Genomic DNA, 19198 nt, shown 5'->3' with positions numbered 1-19198 from the left:
GAACCTTGCCATCCTCGGGACAGCAAGGTTCTTCTATTATAGCTATTGCTTTTAGCGCTCTAATCCAGCTATCCATTCAAGCTATCGCTTACTGGAGATGCGGCTTGAGTGCTGCTTGAATGCGGCGTAAAATGCGTTTCTTACAGCAGTTCTTTGCGAAGCTGCTCCGCCGATTTCGGCGAGAGGTGGCCGAGCGGAATATCGAATACCGTCTTGGCGCCGGTGATGCCGTCTTTGCGCAGACGAACGGCCGCTCTTGCGTAAGCGACCAGCACGCTGGCGGTAAACTCCGGATTGCTCTCCAGCTTCAGGCCGAATTCGACGATTTGTTTCGTGTTGTCGCCGGTAATTCCGCTGCGGATGACGAAGCCGCCGTGCGGCATGCCTTCGTGCTCGAATTTCAGCTGCTCTTCGGAGATGAACGTCACCGTCGTGTCGTAGTCGGAGAAGTAGTTCGGCATATTCACGATCGTCTCGCGAATCGCTTCTTGGTCCGCGCCTTCCTCGGCAACGACGAAGCATTCGCGAAGATGCTTCTCGCGCGTGGACAATTCAGGCGTTTCGCCCGAGCGGATCCGATCGATGACCTCTTGAACGGGAACCGTATATTGAACGCCGCCCTTGACGCCCGGCACGCGGCGAATGGCATCGGAGTGGCCTTGGCTGACGCCTTTGCCCCAGAACGTATAATCCGTGCCTTGCGGCAGAATCGCTTCCGCTAGCAGGCGGTTCAGGGAGAACAAGCCCGGATCCCAGCCCGTGGAGATGACGCTCAGCGTTTCGGCTTTCTTCGCGACGGCGTTAACCGCTTCGAAGAACTCGGGGATTTTCGCATGGGTGTCGAAGCTGTCGACCGTATTGAACATCCGCGCCAGGTCCGGCGTCTGTTCCGGCAGATCCGTCGCGGAGCCGCCGCAGAGAATCATGACGTCGATGATGCCTTTGTACTGTTCGGCTGCGGAGATATGCTCGAACTTTACGCCTTCGCTGCCGCTTGCAAGCTCGGATGGCGTTCTTCTCGTAAACACGGCAACGAGCTCCATGTCCGGGTTTTGGCCGATGGCCTTGCGAACGCCTTTGCCGAGATTTCCGTACCCGACGATACCTAATTTAATCGATTGCTGCATGATGATCCTCCTCGAATCGTAAAAGCAAAATGGGGTAAATAACTGATAGGACTGCTATATAACAGTATAAAGATATTACATGGTATGTAAACTATTTTCGAGAACTTTCTGCAAAAATCGCTGCCCCCAAGCGGTTGGCGCTCGTCGAATCCGTTCCGGATGCCGTATTTTTTGTCTGATCAAGGAATCTTATTCATCTCATGCGGGCGGCGCGGATGAGTGGTTCGCTGCCGTTCGATCGGCTACAATCAAAGAAACCCGCCAAACGGCATAGGAAGGACGCGATATAGAAATGAGAATGAATCGACTTGGAAATTCCGGGCTGCTCGTCGGCGAGATCGGTCTCGGCTGCATGTCCCTGGGGACGGACGAAGGGAAGGCGGTCGGCCTTATTCACGAAGCGCTCGACCGCGGCGTGAATCTGCTCGATACCGCCGATCTCTACGACGGCGGCCGTAACGAGGAGCTCGTGGGCACAGCCATCCGAGGGCGGCGAGACCGCGTCGTGCTGGCCACGAAGGCGGGCAACCGGCGGATAGCCGGACAGGCGGGCTGGACGTGGGACGCTTCCAAGGCGTATCTATTAGGAGCCGTCAAAGATAGCCTGCGCAGGCTCGGCACCGATTATATCGATCTCTACCAGCTTCATGGAGGCACGCTGGACGATCCGATCGACGAGACGATCGATGCGTTCGAGACGCTGAAGCGCGAAGGAGTCATCCGCGCCTACGGCATCTCTTCGATCCGTCCGAACGTGATCCGCGAATACGTCGCGCGCGCTGATATCGTCAGCGTGATGAACCCGTATAGCATCGTTGACCGCCGCGCAGAAGAGGACGTGCTTCCCCTGCTTCAGGAGAAGAGCATCAGCGTTATCGCAAGAGGTCCGCTTGCCGGCGGAGCGCTTGCCGCGAACCGCACGCCCGTCAAGGGCGTGCCGGATTACGAGCTGGAGGAGCTGTCGGCGCTCCGCGGTCAGCTGGAGGAGCTGGCGGCCCGCGATCCGGAGCTTCGGAGCCTGACGCAGCTGGCGCTCCGCTACTCGCTCAGCCATCCGGCGGTTGCCGTCGCCGTGCCCGGCGCCAGCTCGCGCGAGCAGCTGCTGCAGAATCTCGCGGCTGCGGAGGTGCGGGAGCTGTCCGAGGACGAAGTGCAGCTCATCCGCCGCTGGAGCAAAGCGAACCGGTATGCACTGCATCGCTAGAAAGCGGAACAAGGCTTGTAGGGCATGAGAGAATTTTCATCCCTGTTCGCGGTTTTTCGATATAATAGGGAGCATATTCGACATTCGACACGCTGGGAGGGGAATCCCTATGAACATAGACGTCCTCGCGCGCAATAACGTCAACGTATTCGGTTCCGGCAGCCAAACGATCGTGTTCGCGCACGGCTTCGGATGCGATCAGGAGATGTGGCGGCTGATGGTGCCGGGCTTCGTCGACCATTACCGGATCGTCCTGTTCGATTACGTCGGCTCCGGCCAATCCCGAATCGGCGACTACGACGCCGCCAAATACAACAGCCTCCATGGCTACGCCCAGGACGTCCTGGATGTCATGGAGACGCTGGAGCTGCGGGACGCCATCTTTGTCGGGCATTCCGTCAGCAGCATGATCGGCATGCTGGCCTCCATCCGCGATCCGAAGTTTTTCGACCGTATCGTCATGCTGGGGCCGTCCCCGCGCTATATGAACGATCCTCCGGCGTATTACGGCGGCTTCGACAAACAGGATATCGACGAGCTGCTGACGATGATGCAGTTGAACTTCGTCGGCTGGGCCAGCTATTTGGCGCCGATCGTCATGCAGAACGCCGACCGGAAGGAGCTGACCGAGGAGCTGGAGCGAAGCTTCTGCTCCCGGGACCCGCATATCGCGCGGCAGTTCGCGGAGGTCACGTTCCGGTCGGATTGCCGGGCGAGCCTCCCGCAGGCAACGGTGCCGTCGCTCATCCTGCAGTGCGCGGACGACAGCATATCTCCCTTCGAGGTAGGGGATTACCTGCATGCCCGCTTGCAGAACAGCTGGCTGGAACGGATGACGGCAAGGGGGCATTACCCGCATCTCAGCCATCCGGAAGAAACGACCCGTTTGATCAAAAGCTATCTGGCCCGCGCGTAGCATTGGAGGAGAGACATTCCCGACATGGATATTCAATTAGACCAAGCGCCTTGCGGCTACGTCTCGATCTCGGACACGGGCATCGTCCGCTCGGTCAATCAAACCTTCCTGGACATGCTGCGCTATGAACGGGACGGGCTGCTCGGCCAGCATATCGAATCCGCGATGTCCGTGACGAACAAGCTGTTCTTCCATACGTATTTCTATCCGTACATCCAGCTGTACGGGCACGTGAACGAGATGTATTTCTCGCTTCGGACAAGCGCGCGGGAGGACGTGCCCGTGCTGCTCAACGGCGTTCGCCAGGAACGCGGCGGGGAGACGGTGATCGATTGCGTCGTGCTCGAGATGCGCAAACGGATCGAATACGAGAAGGACATGCTCCAGACGAAGACCAAGCTCGAAGAGCTGTATCAGGCGACGAAAGAAGCGAACGAGCAGCTGGAGCGATTGCATGGGGAATACGAGAGCAAGCAGCAGGAGCTGATGCGCGTCAACGACCGGCTCGAAATGCTGGCGTCGACCGACCCGCTGACGGGGCTCCGGAACCGCCGCTTCTTCCAGGACGGACTGCTGGCAAGCCTCGCCGCCTACCGCGAATCGGGCGAGCCGTTCTCGCTGCTGCTCTTCGACATCGATCATTTCAAGCGAATCAACGATACGTACGGCCATCCCGTGGGCGATTTGATCCTCATCAAGCTGGCCGAGCTGCTCCGCTCCTTGTCGCGCGCATCCGATATCGTCGCCCGGTACGGCGGCGAGGAGTTCGTCGTGCTTCTTCCGGAGACCGATCGGGCGAAGGCGCTGCTGGCCGCGGAACGCTACTGCGAGGCAGCCTCGTCGACGGAAATGGACGGGTACCGGATCACCGTCAGCATCGGCGCCGCGACCGTATCGCCGGAGGCCACGGAGGTTACGCTCGTCGATCAAGCGGATTTGGCCTTGTATGCCTCCAAGAGCGGCGGGCGGAACCGGGTCACCCATTTCGAACAAGTGCCGGAGCGTTAGCCGTTTCGGTTCAGGCTGCAGGGCTGGATTATGCGTTGCCGGCTGCAGCTTGCTCTGCTAATATGGAAAAAAACGGAGTGTGGGGGTACTGCCATGATCGATATTCACTGCCACATCTTGCACGGCGTGGACGACGGCGCGAAGGATTTGGAAGAATCGGTTGCCATGGCGCGGATCGCTTACGGGGACGGCATTCGGGATATTATCGCGACGCCTCACTTTAACGAGTCGTTTCTGACGACGGCCGACATCGTACATCGCAAGCTGGATGAGCTGCAGACGGAGCTGGAGCGGCAGCGCATTGACGTTCGGCTGCATCCCGGCAATGAGGTTCGGCTGGAGAACAAGGCATTCTTGGGCGAGCATGCGAGGAACCGCACGTTTTCGTACTTGGGAAGGCGTGCCGCCCACCTGCTCCTGGAGCAGCGCTGGAAGGAATATGACGCGGACACGCCGGAGATCGCGGAGCGGCTGCTGGACGCCGGAATCCGGCCGGTGCTGGCGCATCCGGAACGGCATTATTTCTTTCGGGATACGCCGGAGCTGCTGCTGCGGCTGATCGAGCTCGGCGTGTGGACGCAGGTATCGGCGGACAGCCTGATCGGCAGCTTCGGACCTGACGCGCAGCAGTTCGGCAAGTGGCTGATCGAAGCCGGATTCGTGCACGCGATCGCGACCGATGCCCATAATGTGAACCGCAAACCGAATCTATCGGCGGGCATGTCGGTGTTCGAGGAACTGGCCGGCGCCAAGGCGAGGGCAGATCTGGAAGACCGGATGAGCAGCATCGTCCGTGAGTAGCGAGGAACCTGCACTTATCACTTATACGCTTATCGTCGAGAAGAAGGCCAGGAACCGTTCCGTTACGGTGTCCTGGCCTTCTTCATTATGCGCGCCCCGCAGCTGCCGGGTTGGCGACCTGCGCAGTCCTGCGATGAGGTATCATCATGCGGCCGCCCTTGATCCGAAGCGAAACGAGCGGTTCAGGCACGGCTTCGCCTTGGCCCGGCACGGAGGTGAAGGTGAACCGTTCCGCGAGCGTGCCAAGAATCAGCGCCGCCTCCATCATCGCGAATTGCGAACCGATGCACCCCCGCGAGCCGCCCCCGAACGGGAAATAGGCAAATCGGGGCCAGCCGGCTGCTCCGTTCTGAAACCGGTCGGGCCTGAACGCTTCCGCGTCCCCGAATACGCCGTCGTTGCGATGAATCGCATAGGGACTGATCAAGAAGCTGCTCTTGGCGGGAAACGGAGCGCCCAGCATATCCAAGCCCTGTTCCGCCTCGCGCAGTATCGCCCAAGCCGGGGGATACAGCCGCAGCGTCTCCTGAATCACCTGCCTTGTATACGGTTGATCCCGATAGCGGCCGGCTGCCGAGGCCGGTTCGCCCGCCGCCTGCTCCCGGAGCCGAACCTCGTCCAGCTCCCGGTGCAGCTTGACGGCCGCGCCCGGCGAGCGTTCGAGACTGTACCACGCCCATACGAGCGCATTGGCCGTCGTTTCGTGGCCGGCGAGAAGCATCGTCATCATCTGGTCGCGGATTTCGGTATCGGGTAGCGGCAGGCCTTCTTCATCCCGCGTATCGAGCAGCAGGCCGAGCAGGCTGTCCGCATAGAGATCCGGCGCTCGGCGGGCTGTCGCGATGGCACCGTAGACCATCGCATCCAACGTGCGAATAGCGCGGCGATGCGCGCTGTTGCCCGGCGTCGGCCAGCCGAAGGGAAGGATGATCGGCGAGAAAATCGTGCTGGCCGTATGGCGGATCGTAACGTCCACCGCTTCGGCGAGCGCCGCCTTGTCCTGCTCCAGCTCCGTCTTGAACATGGTTCTCGCGATAATGCCGAGCGTGAGCTGCATCATCGCGTCATGCATGGCAATCGGAACGCCGTCCTGCAGCGAGTCGCAGAGGCGCTTTGTTTCCTGCGCTACGATCTCCGCGTAAGCATGGATGCGTTCTTTATAAAACACCGGCGTCAAATATCGTTTCTGCTGCCGATGCGCCGAGCGATCCGCGGTCAGCAGCCCGTCGCCGATCGTGCGGCGCAGGACGCCGGCGCTTCTTCCTTTGCGAAGCTTGTCCTCTTGATGAACGAGGAGCTCCTGCACGAAGTCGGGGGAATTGATGATGAACGTCGGGCGAAAGGAGCTCGTGCGGAGCGACACGACGTCTCCAAGCGGCCGCGCATCGACAAGAAAGCCAAGCGGATCGCGTTGGAACCGAAAGAAATTGGACATGCGGGAAGACGGAATATCGACGATGCGCGACATGGCGGAACGCCTCCTTCTGAGCGGCAGCCGCCGCTTCTGTCCCTTGAGTCTAGCATGTTTGACGAGGCGCATTCAAACGAAGCGCATTCGAATGAAGCGCATTCGAATGAAGCGCAAACCAAAGAGGACAGCCGCATTGCCGGCTGCCCTCCCGTTTGGATAAGTTCGTGTTGGCTGCTTCTTAGTTCTGCGGACGCGGTCCCGCATCCAAGCCTGTCGAAGCGGTCGTCTTGATCAGCTTGATCGTCAGATCATCGTGCACATGCAGCTGGCAGGACAGGCGGATCGAAGGATCCTCGACGCCTTTGCTGCTGCGCGCCGTCGCTTCGGCCTCGCTCATCTCGCCGGCATTCCCCGATACGACCTCCACTGCGCAAGTCGTACACCTGGCATTTCCGCCACAGCGGTGAAGAATATCGACCCCGCCGTCCTCCAGCGCAAGGACTAGCTTCGTTCCTTCTTCGGCCTGAACGGCTTCTCTGCCTTCAATCTGAATCGTTGGCATGCTTGTTCCCTCCTCAAAATGGTTCTTCTTCATAGTTACCGCATAGCTTGTTTATTAAACCACTTCGACGGCAAGATAGGAAGCGAAAGTTGAACTGGCGGCATTGCCTTCCGGCGTTGGTTGCGATAAACTCCACTCGAGGATTATTGGGATGAGCGCGCAGCACGGTTAGGGAGGGATTGGACATGCAGGTGTTTCGCATGAGGGTCGATGCGGAAGGCAAGAACGGCTTGCCTTATTATCTGGACAACCATTATGTCAGCTTCGGTTTGCCGGGCGTGGGCGATATGACCGGTCTCGGCAAGGCGGAGCTGCTTGGAAGGCTGGCCTCCGAGCATCGTTCCGAAGACGTGCAGGAGCTGGCGCGGCGAGCGGATGAGCATCATCTATTCGCGCATGTCATGCAGGACGGCGATTATATCATCGTGGACGATGGCGAGCGCCTGTATTTGGGCGATCTCGGCGATTATTATTACCTCGGCGATTGCGGCAATGACGAGGATCGCAGCGCCCATCGGCGAGGGGTGACGTGGCTGCGCAGCTTGCAGCGGGAAGAGCTGCAGCCGGAGCTGCTGGCTTTTCTCGGCGAGCAGGGGAAGCTGGGCGCGTACGAGCATTCCGTTACCCGGGAGCAGCTGGAGCATTTGCTGACGAAGCCGGCAGCGGCGGGCTCGGGCTGGGTGGACGAGGCGACGATCCGGGAAGCGGTCGGGGTGCTGAAGGCCGCCTTGAGAAGCGACGATGCGGAGCGCAGGGAACGGGCGGCGGTTGCGATTTTGCAAGCCGCGCGGATGTCGTGAATGGCGGTTTTGCAAGGCGGCGGGCGCGGCCGTGAAATCGTAAAGATGCCAATAACGGTCGCCGTGATGGGCGGCCGCTTCATGATTCCGCTCAGCGCGGAGAACCGCGCGGGAGCCGGCGTTGCTGCGGGCGACGAGGTGGAGGCCGAACTCGAGCTGGACACTGCGTCCGGGAGCTTGACGTGCCTGCGGATTTCGCCACGACGCTGGAGGGAGACACGGCTGCGAAGTCGTTCTTCGATGGGCTGTCCTACAGCAACAAGCGCAGAATCGTCTTGTCTATCGACGGAGCCAAGACGGCCGAAACCCGTCAGCGGCGCATCGAGAAGGCCGTGCTGGCGCTGAGCGAGGGCCGGACTCCTTAAGGAACGAATGGTTTGTTGTTGACCGCACGGCGGGCATCGGGCAGGACACGGCGCGGTCGAGGCGCTTGCCGGACGCAAGATCATGAACGGCGATGCCCGGGGCGACTTGAATCCGATAGCGGCCGCAACCCGCGCCGAGACCGCGGCATTGATCTATAATTTGCGCATCTGGCGGAGCTGCTCGCTTAACGAATAGAACGAATAACTGGATGACTTCCGACTCGTCGGGGTCATCTTTTTTACGTCTTGTTATGCCTACTTGCGGTCGGCTGTTCGCCTGAACGCGCCTGGGTGGCACTTGTTTCCTTGTAGAAGCTTTGGCTCATACTAAAGCCATCGGCTAGAAGTTCATCCCGCCGGAAGAAAGGAGCCGCGTTCATGCTGAACCGGATCTGGAATATCGGCCTGCTGCTGCTCGCGGCTGCGTTCGCGGGACTGCTGGCCGCCTTTGCGCTGACGGCGCTGCATACGCGCGAGCTTGCCGGAAAGCTGGAGCCCGCGAACGAATCGGGCCAAATCGGACGGGTTCGGGTAGCGCTGATCTCGCAGGAGCTCGACAATCCGTTCTGGCGGTCCGTCGAGCAGGGCGCCCGCGCTTCGGCGGAACGAAGCGGAATGGAGCTCGCCTACATGGGGCCGCTGCGCATCAATCCCGAGGAGCAGGCACGGCTGTTCAAGAAGGCGCTGCTCGAGGGCTTCGACGCGCTGCTCGTCCAAGGGCTGAACGATCCCACGTATGCGCAGCTCATCGCGCAGGCGTCCGCCGACGGCATACCGGTGGTCACGATCGATGCGGACGAACCGAACAGCGCGCGAATCGCTTACGTCGGCACGGACAATCGGCGGGCGGGAGAGGACATGGGGCGGCTCGTGGGCCGGCGGGCCGGCGGACACGGCAAAGTCGGCATTCTGCTCGGAAGCGAGGCCGACAACCAGCGGCTGCGGCTGGAAGGATTTCGCGGCATCGCGAAGACGTTCCCCGATCTCACGGTCGCGGACGTGCGATTCTCGAATATTTCCCGCTTGCAGGCGACGGAGCAGGCGGAGGACATGCTTCGCAAGCATCCCGGCATGTTCGCGGTGATCGGCTTCAGCGCGCTGGACGGCGTCGGCATCGCGGAGGCGGCCAAACGGGCGGGAACGCCGGGACTGCAAATCTTTGCGTTCGACGATCTGGCAAGCACGCGTCAGGCGATCGCGAACCGCCGCATTACGGCAGCGCTCGTGCAGCAGCCCGTTCGCATGGGCGAAGAGGCGATCGCTCTCCTGCATGCTTATTTGCAGGGGCGAACCGTGGAGAAGCTTCATTACACGGCGACGACCGTGCTGGACGGGCCGGGGTCGGCTGCCGACGGGGCCCGCGGCGCGGGGAACGGCCGATGACGATTCGGGCGAAGCTGCTGCTCGTCATCCCGCTGCTCGTCCTGCTGGCCAATACGATGTCGCTGTTCTTGTTCCAAAGTTCAACCGTCGTGCAGAGAGGCTATGACCATATGATGGAACGCGTGCTGGCTTACAAGCTGTCCGTGCAACGCGCCGAGCAGTCGATGCAGGCGTTGTATGCCTATTTGCTCGATCCGGGCGCCCGGACGCAGGCCGAGGCGGGGCTGCAGCGCGGCGCGCTCCGGGAAAGCCGGGCTGCCGTTGCCGGCCAGTCCCCGAACGAGGCGCTGTCATCGGACATGGATAGTTACGTGCATTTGCTGGATACCTTGGACCGCCAGGAGGCCGAAGCAGGATCGGCCGCCCAATCCCCCGCCCGGGCGCTGTCACTTTACAAGGCCGCGGAGACGACGGAGGGCTTCGTTCGAGAGGAGGGCCAGCGGCTGGTCGACCTCGAGCTGGGCAGCGACCAGCCGATTCTCCTCCGAATCCGGCAGGCGAACCTCCGATTGAACCGGCTGGGGGCAGCCGTCATTGCCGTTCAGACGCTGCTTGGCGTCGGTCTGGCATTATGGGTGTCCCGCAGCGTAACCGAGCCGGTCGGCCGGCTGGTACGGATGGCCCGGCAAGTATCGGAGGGCAGGCCGTACTTGGCGCTTGAGCCGCTCCCGCCGGTGACGAAGGACGAGCTCGGCGTCATGACGGGCACTTTCCTTCAGATGGTCGCGTCGCTTCGTGAAGCGGCGGAGCGGGACAAGGACCGGATCGAGCAGGAGCGCCTGGTCAAGGAGCTTGAACTGCAGGCGCTGCAGAGCCAAATCCAGCCGCATTTTCTGTTCAACTCGCTGAACGTGCTGTCCAAGCTTGCGCTTCTCGAGGGCGCCGAGCGGACATCGGACCTCATCGTCTCGATGTCGAGCCTGGTCCGCTACCGGCTGCGCAAGCTGGACGAGCCGGTCTTGCTGCGCGAGGAGCTGGGCCATGTCATGGAATACGTGACGATTCAAGAAGCAAGGTTCCGAAGCCGCGTGCGGTTCGGGACCTCGACCGACGAATCGGCGCTCGCGGCCCGGATTCCGGCGCTGACGATCCAGCCGCTCGTGGAGAACGCCTTCGTGCACGGGATAGAACGGATGGAATCGGGCGCCGAGATTCGGTTGTCCATTCGGCGGGAAGGGCGAAGCGCCGTTGTCGAGATCATGGATAACGGTGCCGGCATGGAGGAAGCGACACGGCAGGCGCTGCTCCGCATGTACGATGAACGCGATGAACCGCAATCGTCAGAACGGCAGCGATTGCAGGTGCCGTCTCCGCCGGCTGGCCGGCAAGCGGAGTCCACGGGAATCGGCATGCGCAATGTGTTTCGCAGGCTGCGGCTGTTTTGCGGAGGCGGAGACGCCGTGGCGATCGGAAGCAAGCCCGGCCAAGGGACGACGGTCACGATTCGCATTCCGATAACCGTAGAGGAGGAGATCGCTCATGTACCGCCTATTGATCGCGGATGACGAGGCATTGGAGAGAGAGGGACTGGAATGGATCGTGAATCGGATGCTGCCGGATACGTTCGAGATCCTTCATGCCGAGAACGGGAGAAGGGCGATCGAGCAGGCGGAGGAGCGCAGGCCGCATATCGTGCTGATGGACGTCCAGATGCCCGGCATTCAAGGGCTGGAGGCATTGCGGGAGATCCGCGCTTTGCTGCCGGGCGTCAAGCTCGTGCTGGTGACGGCCTTCGATTCGTTCGCCTACGCCCAGGAGGCCATCTCGCTCGGCGTCTCGGAATATATCGTGAAGCCGGCGAGCCGCGACCAGGTTGCCGCCTTGCTGGCCAGGCTGGCCGCGGAGCTGGATCGGGAGAAGGCCAAGCGCTCGGAGCAGCTGGAGCTGATGAACCGGCTGTCGACCGTCCAGCCGCTCATCGAGAACGAGCTTGCGCTCATCCTGATGGTCGACCAGGTGCTGGACGCAAGTCCGGAGCAGCTGGCGGAGTGGATGGACTTTCCGCTGATCGACTGCCGCTGCATCGTGATCGCGTTCTCGGGTCACGACCTCTCGCAGACTCGCAAGCCGCTGTACGAGACGATTCGCAGACAGGCTAAAGCCCAGGGCAGCTGCATCGTCAGCTCCATCCTGGAGCATCATGCGGCTTTATTCCTGCGCAAGCCGGTTCAAGCCGCGGACGACTGGCATGAAGAGCCGATCCGGTTTGCCGAGAAGCTCGCGGAAGCCGCGCGGGCGCTGCTAGGCTCGGCGCCGTCGATCGGCATCGGCACGCTGCGCAGCGGGGCGGAGGGTCTCCGGCGATCCTATTTCAAAGCGGTATTCGCTTCGACGTATGCCCGCCAAGAGGGGAACGTGTGCGTGTTCGACGACTTGCGGGAAGGCGGCGGGATGGAGCTGCCCGATCCCGAGTTGACGGAAGCCCGCCAGCAAGGCTACGTGCTGTCCGCGCTCCGCCGCATCCGGGAGCTGCGGGAAGAGCAGACCGTAACGGTCATGGACCGGGCCGTCAGTTACATATCGCAGCGGTATACCGAGGACATTTCGCTTGAAGACGCAGCGGATCACGTGCATCTGAACCCGTTTTATTTCAGCAAAGTGTTCAAGCAGCATATAGGCGCCAACTTCATCGACTACGTAACGGGGCTTCGCATCGACAAGGCCAAGCGGTTGCTGGAGGAAGGGCAGCTGATTCTGAAGGAAGTGTGCTACGAGGTCGGCTACAACGATCCGAATTATTTCAGCCGCGTATTCAAGAAGGTAACCGGCGTTACGCCTTCGGAGTACCGCTCGCAGCTGCGATAACCGAATCGGTCCCTGGGCTCCGCCCGCGAGCCGCGCGGGAAGAACAAGCACTTTATTGCGTTTATCGTGCGGGCAGGACAGAATAATGCGAGTCCCTGCCGACTTGTGCCAAGCTTGCCCATAACCAGAATAATTGTGCGGAAACATCGCAAATTAGTGAAGATCATACCCGAGCGCCCGCTCTAGATCCGGTGGTATACTGATACTCGCCTTCCCCCTGGAATCCATTCCTCCCAGCGAGGAGCAGGGGCCTAGGGGGCGCATGGCAGCTGCGTATTCCACCTATTCGGAGCGGAGAGGACACGATAAATATGACAACTTTAAGAGCAACCGCCTCCGGCCCGAGCATGCGATTCGTGACGCTGGTCTCGATGATCGCCGCGCTCGGCGGGCTGTTATTCGGTTTCGATACGGCCGTCGTATCCGGCGCGATCGGCTTCATGCAGGATCGGTTCGACCTGAGCGAATTCGAGAAAGGCTGGGCCGTCTCCAGCCTGATCATCGGCTGCATCGTCGGCGCCGCCGCATCGGGGTGGCTCAGCGACGGGCTGGGCCGCAAGAAAGTGCTGATCGGCGCCGCGCTGCTGTTCATCATCGGCTCGATCTTCTCGGCGACTCCCGATACGTTCACGGGCTACGTCATGGCCCGCATGGTCGGGGGGCTGGGCATCGGCATCACGTCCACCTTGTGTCCGCTGTACAACGCGGAGATCGCGCCGGCGCGCTACCGCGGCCGATTGGTTGCCTTCAACCAGTTCGCGGTGGTGACGGGGATCTTCATCACCTACTTCATCAACTCGGGGATCGCCGGCTCGGGCGGAGACGCCTGGGATGTCTCTACGGCTTGGCGCTGGATGTTCGGCATTGGCGCCATTCCGGGCGTCGTCTTCATGGTGCTGATGTTTCTCGTGCCGGAGAGCCCGCGGTGGCTGATCAAGCAAGGCCGGGCCGAGGAAGCGCTGGCGATTCTGCTTCGCATTCACGGCGAAGAAGCGGCCAAGCAGGAGGTGCTGGAGATCAAAGCCTCCTTCGCGCAGAAGCAGGCGAGATTCGGCGAACTGTTCAAGCCGGGCGTGCGCTTCGCGCTCTTCGTGGGCGTCGTCATTGCCGTGCTGCAGCAGGTGACCGGCATTAACGCCATCATGTACTACGCGCCGGAAATCCTGAAGTCGACGGGCGCGGGAACGAACGCCGCGCTGATCCAAACCATTCTCGTCGGCTTCATCAACTTTATCTTTACGATTCTCTCCATCTGGCTGATCGATAAAGCCGGCCGAAAGGCGCTGCTGCTCGTCGGGTCGTCGCTCATGACCGCCAGCCTGCTGGCGATCGGCATCGTCTTCCATACCGGACACGCCACGGGCTCGCTCGTGCTTGTCCTGATGCTGGTGTACGTCGCGGCGTTCGCCATCTCGCTCGGACCCGTCGTGTGGGTGCTCTTGTCCGAGATCTTCCCGAACCGGATCCGCGGGCGGGCGACCGCCATTGCATCGATGGCGCTGTGGGCGGCCGACTACGCCGTGTCGCAGTCGTTCCCGCCGCTGCTCGATTCCGCCGGTCCGGCCGCGACCTATTGGATCTTCGGGGCGCTGTCGCTCGTGACCGTCCTGTTCACCTGGCGCTTCGTGCCCGAGACGAAGGGCAAGTCGCTCGAGGAAATCGAGCATCTCTGGGACGAGCAGGGCGCTGCGGCGCAGGCGCGCGCCCGGGCGGCCGAATAGTCGCTCGGTTTGTTCCGGCCGATGCTGGACAATTGGCTGTGCCTCGGCCTAATCCTATAAACCGAAGTTAACCGCCCAAAGGCGCGTTGCTTCGGTTTTTTTGTCATGCAGGCGCATGGACGCACCGGCTTGAATCGACGGGCTCACGGTTTTTTCAACCGATTCAATTGGAGGGTCAACTCGTCGATTTGCTTCTGCATGCTTGCGAATCTCTCCTCTTGAAGCTTGCTGTCGAGTTGATTCTGACGCTCCTCCTCCGCGATCTCCTCCAGGGCGATCGTGGATGAAAGGGTGCCCAGGAAGTCGCCGAGAATATTGAATGCCCCGGCAATCACGGCGAGTTTGGCGGAAAAATGATCCGATTTGAGAAGAGGTTGCCCGTTGTCGCGAGGATGGGAGCGACGGTTGTTCAATCTACAAGCCTCCTTCGTGAGAAGCGGACGGCAGACGATGGTTCTTCAAACCTGATAGGCTTTTATACGTTATGCGCTTGCGAGGGTTCGCGTGTATGGATTCGTCGTCACGGCTTGGAAATCTTGAAGCGGCGATGGCTGTGACTCAATCCGCGTTATCGGCGTACAAGCCCGCCCGGCTCGTCGGCAGTCCGGCTTGGTAGAGATGCGACGTGTCGCCGACGCCGTAGCAGCGGGGCGCTGCCCAGCCGTGCGCGCGCTCTTCCATGACGACGGTCGTGACCGAGCTCGGCGCGATCCAGAAGCCGGACCATACCATCGACAGCGGCAGCTCGAGCAGATGGGACAGCCAGGCGAGGCCGAAGCCGAGATGGCAGAAGACGGCGACCGCTTCGCGGTTCGGCTCGACGATCCGATAGCGGCCGCCTTCCCGCCGATAGCCGTGCTGAAGGAAGAAATCGTCGGAGTCGTCCCGGATCTTGCGGAAATTAGCGAGAAAAGCCGGCTCGTTAAAGGGCGCTCGCTCATGCCAGTCGTCGCTGGAAGGAAACGGCCGCTGCTCGCGTACCCACGTATGGTCGCTGTTCCAAGCGACCAGGCGCTCGCCCGTCGGTTGGGTGATCTGCCAGCCGTCCAGCTCCGCGGTCCACGGGAGCACGGTCGGCGTCACGCCGACGGCATCGGCGGTATACTGCATCGTATGCAGCGCCCGTCCGAGCGGCGAGCTGTAGATCCGGTCGATGGGCGTGCCCGCCAGCCGTTCGGCTAATGCTTGTGCCTCCAAATGCCCGGGCGCCGTGATGGTATTGTTGGGGTAATCCGGCTCTGCGTGACGAATGATATACAATTTCATGACGGGACCTCCAAGTTACGGATGGGTTAGATATCTACCCTAGTATAAGGGGAAGCTTCGGGCATGGACAATTGCCGAATGGAAGCACGGCCATAATAGCCGATTGCAGGCCCATGAAGCCTGCGATACGAGAAGCGCGAAGAGGCCTCTCTTATGCCTGCGGCGCAAGGGGGCCTCTCCATGGTGCGTTGGGAAGACGTATCGTTACAAGTGACTGCCTTGTTCTATATTCGACGGTAATTATCCGGGAGCTGTCCGCTGTTGCGGATGGCGCGTATTTGGTCAAGCGTCAGATAAGCGTTCGACGAGAGGAGCGATTCCGCGCCGCCGTATACGACGATATCCTCGATCTCGCGGAGGTTCGTGACCCCGCGGAACACCCGGAAATACCCTTTGAACCCCGTGCGGCTGAACAGAACGAGCGTCGCGCTGCTGCTCGTGGAGTAGAAACGCAGGCTTTCGATGCCGCCTAGTTTGGCGTCCAGGCTGACGATGCCGAGGTTGCCGCGATAGATCGCGCTGCGGCCTTGATAGTTCTCTTCCGAATACAGCGTCAAGCGCGGGTAAGTGACGTTGGTGTTCACTGACATGGTTCTAACCTCCTTCCCATGTACAGTGTATGGGGGCGGGCAGTTGGAAGCTTGGACAGATGAACGGAGGACTGCGCGGATTTGGGGAGGGAGTGAGGATCGGGACATGTGAAGCCGTGGACAGGCGGGTAAGGTCTGGCAGGTTAGGTATCCGATCGTGCTCGTGAAAGCACGGGATGTGTCTTTGCACGAGAAAGGGCGCCCTGCAGGGGCGCCCTCATCGTGCTTGAATAGGCTTGCTTAGTCTGGCTGTTTCACTCAGGGCAGACGGTACCATCCTTCAGATGCCCTAGCCCTGGTAGAAATTCCGATCCCAGCGATGCGCCTTGAGCTTGCTCAGCTTCTCTGGGGACAAGCCTTTGCCGTCGCCGACTTTCATGTTGCGCTCGACGTTGCCCACGGTACGCATGCCGGGGATGACCGTCGATACGGCGGGGCTGCTGAGCACGTAGCGCAGCGCGGTCTCTGCCATCTCATCGGTGGATATGGCGAGATCGGCGGCGATGCGTTGCACGCGATCATAGACCTCCTGCTTCCGGTCTCCCTGGAAGTACCGGCTGCGGAAATCCCCCGCATCGAACGCGGTCTCCGGCGTGATGCGTCCCGTTAATCCGCCCTCGTCGAGCGCCACCCGCACGATCACGCCCACATTATGCTTCTCGCAAGCTTGCAGGAGCCCGTCCTCGGGGCTTTGGTCGAAGATATTATAAATCACCTGCACCGTATCGACCACGCCGGTTTCGATCAACCGGATGGCGTTATTCGGCTGGTGATCGTTGATCGATACGCCGAAATAGCGGATCTTCCCCTGATCCTTCAACTTCTGCACGGCATCCAGCCAATCGCCTTGGCCGACCCATTCGTCCGACCACACATGGAACTGCTGCACGTCGATCGTCTCCAAACCGAGGTTGCGCAGGCTTTGCTCCGTGCTGGATATGACATAGTCGGCCGGGAATGCCTCGTTCGAAGAAATGCCCGAAGGAGCGGGCCATTTGCCGTTCTTCGGCGGAATCTTCGTCGCGACATAGATCGGCTGCTTATGCGCTCTCACGGCCTGGCCGACCAACCGCTCGCTGTGGCCCTCGCCGTAAGCCAGCGCGGTATCGATGACATTCAACCCTAATTCGATCGCCCGGTTCAACGCTTGCAGCGATTCGTCGTCGGAAGCGCCGATCCATCCGGATTTGCCGATTCCCCACGCGCCGTAACCGATCTCCGATACGCGAAGTCCCGTTCTTCCCAGCGTACGATAATTCATCCTGCATTCCTCCTTGCGCGTAATGGATGGTTCAGGGTCAAGCATTAAGATTCCGGCACGTAATTCCGCCAAGCATGTTTCGGCTGCCAGCCGAGCAGCTCCTTAGCCCGCGCGTTGCTGAGCAGCGATTCGAAGCCGTTCATCGGCTCGCGGAAATCGCTCACTTCGGGAAACTGCTCGGCGAGCAGCTGGCGGCTCGGTATGGCCATGCTCGTATCGTCTGCCGCGAGATTGACGGCGACGGAGCCGAGTCCGTCCTTCTCGATGGACAGCCGGCAGGCTTCCGCGATGTCCCGCGTGTCGACATAGCTCCACAGGATGCGGTCCCGTTCGGCGGAATCGTGGATGAAGGAAGGGAACTGCTCATACCGTTCCGGCGGGATGACGTTGCCGATTCGTAGGGATACGATCTGCATGCCGGTCCGGCGATGGAACATGTCCGCCGTCTGCTCGTTCACGACCTTGGAGAGGCCGTAGCTGTCCTGCGGCAGCTGCGGGTGGTCCTCGTCGACCGGCACGTAAGACGGCCCGAACCGGTTGACGGCGAACACGATGCCGTAGGACGATTCGCTGGAAGCGATGACCGCTTTGCGGATGCCGAGGCCCGCGGCAGCCTCCAAAATGTTATAGGTGGACATGACGTTATTGTGGAAGGTCGCTTCGCTCGTTCGGATGTGCGCGGCGGGAATCGCTGCCAGATGCACGACGGCATCCGCCCCGGCAAGCGCGCCGTAGACCTCGCCCAGGTTGGTGAGATCGGCAATAAGCGTAGGGCAGAGCCACTCCTTCGGCCGTACGGTATCCACGTTGACGACTTCGTATTGCTGTTCGACGAAATGCTTGACGACCCATTGGCCGAGCATGCCGCTTCCGCCTGTGATGACGACTTTTGCCACTTGGTTATCCTCCTCTGAATCTTCTGACGATCGGTATTATATTCTCCCTGCAGTCACGGCTCCCCATTCCTCGGGCGCAACGTCGCGCGCATGTCTCGCGAATATCCACGTATGCCCCTCGAGATCTAGGGCGACGTACTGCTGCTCTCCGTATTCCGTGACGTGAAGCTCTTCCGCGATATGTACTCCCGCGGCGAGCGCGGCGCGATAATGTTCCTCGAGCTCCTCGACGAAGATCATCAGCTGCTGCGAGCTCCCGCCGAGCTTGGAGGGACTCGTGGCCGACGAGCCGGGGCTCTTGAGCATGACCCAGGCTTCTCCGCGGCGGATCATGGCTCCGTGCAGCCCTTCTCCGTCCGGGAGGCCGAAGCGATGATACTCGGCGAAGCCGAAGGCATTCGACAGCCAGTGCAGCGCGGCAGCGACATCTTCATAAAACACATGGGGGAGCAGGATATTCGCCGGTACGGAACGATTAAGGGTCACGGCCAGCCACCTCCGATCGCATAATACTTCCAGTATACCACGTAGGGCCAGCCGCGGCCTCCTTCGAGAGGCGCACGCAGACAGGGCCGGAAGCGGCCTCTCCCCGAGGTGCTTCCGGCCCTGAACGTTGGCGTTTTTGCGCTGCCGCGCTGTCCGTCCTGCCCGGATTAGTGGGCGGATTGGGCTAATTTGACCAACATGTGTGCGAGCTTATGCTGTTCCGCTTCCGTGCCGACTTTCCATAATTCCCGAAGCAGATATTCCTCGCTGTTCCGGGGCTCCTCGTGCTCGGCCAGATAGCCGGCCACCTTCTGGGCGATCACCGCCAGCTGTTCGTCGCCGAAGCCGAGACCTTGAGCCATCTCGATCCGTTTGGCCAGATAGCTTCTGAAGGCCTCGAAATCCTGCAGAATCTGGTCCCCTTTGCCGTTACTCATCGCCTGAACAGCCTGTTCGATTTGATCCGTCTGCGCTTGCTGATCCTGGTTTGACACTTGGCTTCTCTCGTTCATCGCGCATTCCTCCTTGGAATCGAGTGATGGAGCAGTAGCTTCTCTCCTTGTTACCCGAGCTGTCCGCGGACGAATCGCGGCAGG

The 19198-nt window shown here is 60.9% G+C and carries 20 protein-coding genes and 1 pseudogene; 11 read left to right on the top strand and 10 right to left on the bottom strand.

Annotated features, from left to right (window positions below; genetic code table 11):
• Positions 1–140: 140 nt before the first annotated feature.
• Positions 141–1127 (bottom strand): diaminopimelate dehydrogenase, encoded by a 987-nt coding sequence (locus GT003_RS20310; RefSeq protein WP_161701222.1) that lies wholly within the window; start codon positions 1125–1127, stop codon positions 141–143.
• Positions 1128–1419: 292 nt separating this feature from the next.
• Between GT003_RS20310 and GT003_RS20305 the strand changes: the two genes are divergently transcribed.
• The 4 genes from GT003_RS20305 (at position 1420) to GT003_RS20290 (ending at position 5056) form a co-directional block, all read left to right on the top strand.
• Entirely contained in the window at positions 1420–2331 is a 912-nt protein-coding gene (locus GT003_RS20305) for an aldo/keto reductase (protein ID WP_161701220.1), read from the top strand.
• Positions 2332–2440: 109 nt separating this feature from the next.
• Complete coding sequence (locus GT003_RS20300; protein WP_161701218.1) at positions 2441–3247, top strand: alpha/beta fold hydrolase; 807 nt, start codon at positions 2441–2443, stop codon at positions 3245–3247.
• Between the two features lie 24 nt (positions 3248–3271).
• On the top strand, positions 3272–4255 hold the full coding sequence (locus GT003_RS20295) for a sensor domain-containing diguanylate cyclase (protein ID WP_161701216.1): 984 nt from the start codon (positions 3272–3274) through the stop codon (positions 4253–4255).
• Between the two features lie 93 nt (positions 4256–4348).
• Positions 4349–5056 carry a tyrosine-protein phosphatase gene (locus tag GT003_RS20290; protein WP_161701214.1) on the top strand — a complete coding sequence of 236 codons (708 nt, stop codon included), beginning with the start codon at positions 4349–4351 and terminating at the stop codon, positions 5054–5056.
• Between the two features lie 85 nt (positions 5057–5141).
• On the opposite strand, the gene GT003_RS20285 is transcribed toward GT003_RS20290, so the two are convergent.
• Together GT003_RS20285 and GT003_RS20280 are read right to left on the bottom strand one after the other, a co-directional pair.
• Entirely contained in the window at positions 5142–6524 is a 1383-nt protein-coding gene (locus GT003_RS20285; protein ID WP_161701212.1) for a cytochrome P450, read from the bottom strand.
• Between the two features lie 181 nt (positions 6525–6705).
• Entirely contained in the window at positions 6706–7029 is a 324-nt protein-coding gene (locus GT003_RS20280) for a 2Fe-2S iron-sulfur cluster-binding protein (protein ID WP_161701210.1), read from the bottom strand.
• Between the two features lie 185 nt (positions 7030–7214).
• On the opposite strand from GT003_RS20280, the gene GT003_RS20275 reads away from it, so the two are divergent.
• From GT003_RS20275 to GT003_RS20245, 7 genes and pseudogenes are all read left to right on the top strand, one after another.
• Complete coding sequence (locus GT003_RS20275) at positions 7215–7829, top strand: hypothetical protein (protein WP_161701208.1); 615 nt, start codon at positions 7215–7217, stop codon at positions 7827–7829.
• A 182-nt stretch (positions 7830–8011) separates the two neighbouring features.
• A complete protein-coding gene (locus GT003_RS32565; protein ID WP_338045992.1) occupies positions 8012–8194 on the top strand; it encodes a YdeI/OmpD-associated family protein in 183 nt (60 codons plus the stop codon).
• A gap of 61 nt (positions 8195–8255) precedes the next feature.
• A pseudogene (locus tag GT003_RS20265) lies at positions 8256–8390 on the top strand (hypothetical protein); the annotation flags it as partial.
• 182 nt (positions 8391–8572) lie between these two features.
• Entirely contained in the window at positions 8573–9577 is a 1005-nt protein-coding gene (locus GT003_RS20260) for a substrate-binding domain-containing protein (RefSeq protein ID WP_161701206.1), read from the top strand.
• Positions 9574–11082, top strand: coding sequence for a sensor histidine kinase (locus tag GT003_RS20255; RefSeq protein WP_161701204.1), 1509 nt, complete (start codon positions 9574–9576; stop codon positions 11080–11082). The genes GT003_RS20260 and GT003_RS20255 overlap by 4 nt, the downstream gene beginning before the upstream one ends.
• Positions 11057–12382 (top strand): response regulator, encoded by a 1326-nt coding sequence (locus tag GT003_RS20250; RefSeq protein WP_161701202.1) that lies wholly within the window; start codon positions 11057–11059, stop codon positions 12380–12382. The genes GT003_RS20255 and GT003_RS20250 overlap by 26 nt, the downstream gene beginning before the upstream one ends.
• Positions 12383–12693: 311 nt before the next feature.
• The gene (locus tag GT003_RS20245) at positions 12694–14103 is read left to right on the top strand and encodes a sugar porter family MFS transporter (protein ID WP_161701200.1); all 1410 of its coding nucleotides are present in this window, start codon (positions 12694–12696) and stop codon (positions 14101–14103) included.
• 143 nt (positions 14104–14246) lie between these two features.
• On the opposite strand, the gene GT003_RS20240 is transcribed toward GT003_RS20245, so the two are convergent.
• The 7 genes from GT003_RS20240 to GT003_RS20210 all read right to left on the bottom strand — a co-directional run bounded on the left by GT003_RS20240 (position 14247) and on the right by GT003_RS20210 (position 19114).
• Positions 14247–14516: a hypothetical protein gene (locus tag GT003_RS20240; protein WP_161701198.1), complete on the bottom strand. Its 270-nt coding sequence runs from the start codon at positions 14514–14516 to the stop codon at positions 14247–14249.
• A 145-nt stretch (positions 14517–14661) separates the two neighbouring features.
• Positions 14662–15369: a histidine phosphatase family protein gene (locus GT003_RS20235; protein ID WP_161701196.1), complete on the bottom strand. Its 708-nt coding sequence runs from the start codon at positions 15367–15369 to the stop codon at positions 14662–14664.
• 224 nt (positions 15370–15593) lie between these two features.
• Positions 15594–15959 carry a hypothetical protein gene (locus GT003_RS20230; RefSeq protein ID WP_161701194.1) on the bottom strand — a complete coding sequence of 122 codons (366 nt, stop codon included), beginning with the start codon at positions 15957–15959 and terminating at the stop codon, positions 15594–15596.
• 289 nt (positions 15960–16248) lie between these two features.
• Positions 16249–17220 carry an aldo/keto reductase gene (locus GT003_RS20225; RefSeq protein ID WP_161701192.1) on the bottom strand — a complete coding sequence of 324 codons (972 nt, stop codon included), beginning with the start codon at positions 17218–17220 and terminating at the stop codon, positions 16249–16251.
• A gap of 44 nt (positions 17221–17264) precedes the next feature.
• Entirely contained in the window at positions 17265–18116 is an 852-nt protein-coding gene (locus tag GT003_RS20220) for an NAD-dependent epimerase/dehydratase family protein (protein WP_161701190.1), read from the bottom strand.
• A gap of 36 nt (positions 18117–18152) precedes the next feature.
• Complete coding sequence (locus GT003_RS20215; RefSeq protein WP_161701189.1) at positions 18153–18602, bottom strand: VOC family protein; 450 nt, start codon at positions 18600–18602, stop codon at positions 18153–18155.
• Between the two features lie 167 nt (positions 18603–18769).
• Positions 18770–19114, bottom strand: a complete 345-nt coding sequence (locus tag GT003_RS20210) for a DUF3243 domain-containing protein (RefSeq protein WP_161701187.1) — start codon at positions 19112–19114, stop codon at positions 18770–18772.
• Positions 19115–19198 lie beyond the last annotated feature (84 nt).

The organism is Paenibacillus sacheonensis (assembly GCF_009909195.1).
Classification (GTDB): Bacteria; Bacillota; Bacilli; order Paenibacillales; family Paenibacillaceae; genus Paenibacillus_Z; species Paenibacillus_Z sacheonensis.
This window is presented reverse-complemented; position numbering and strand designations above follow the sequence as displayed.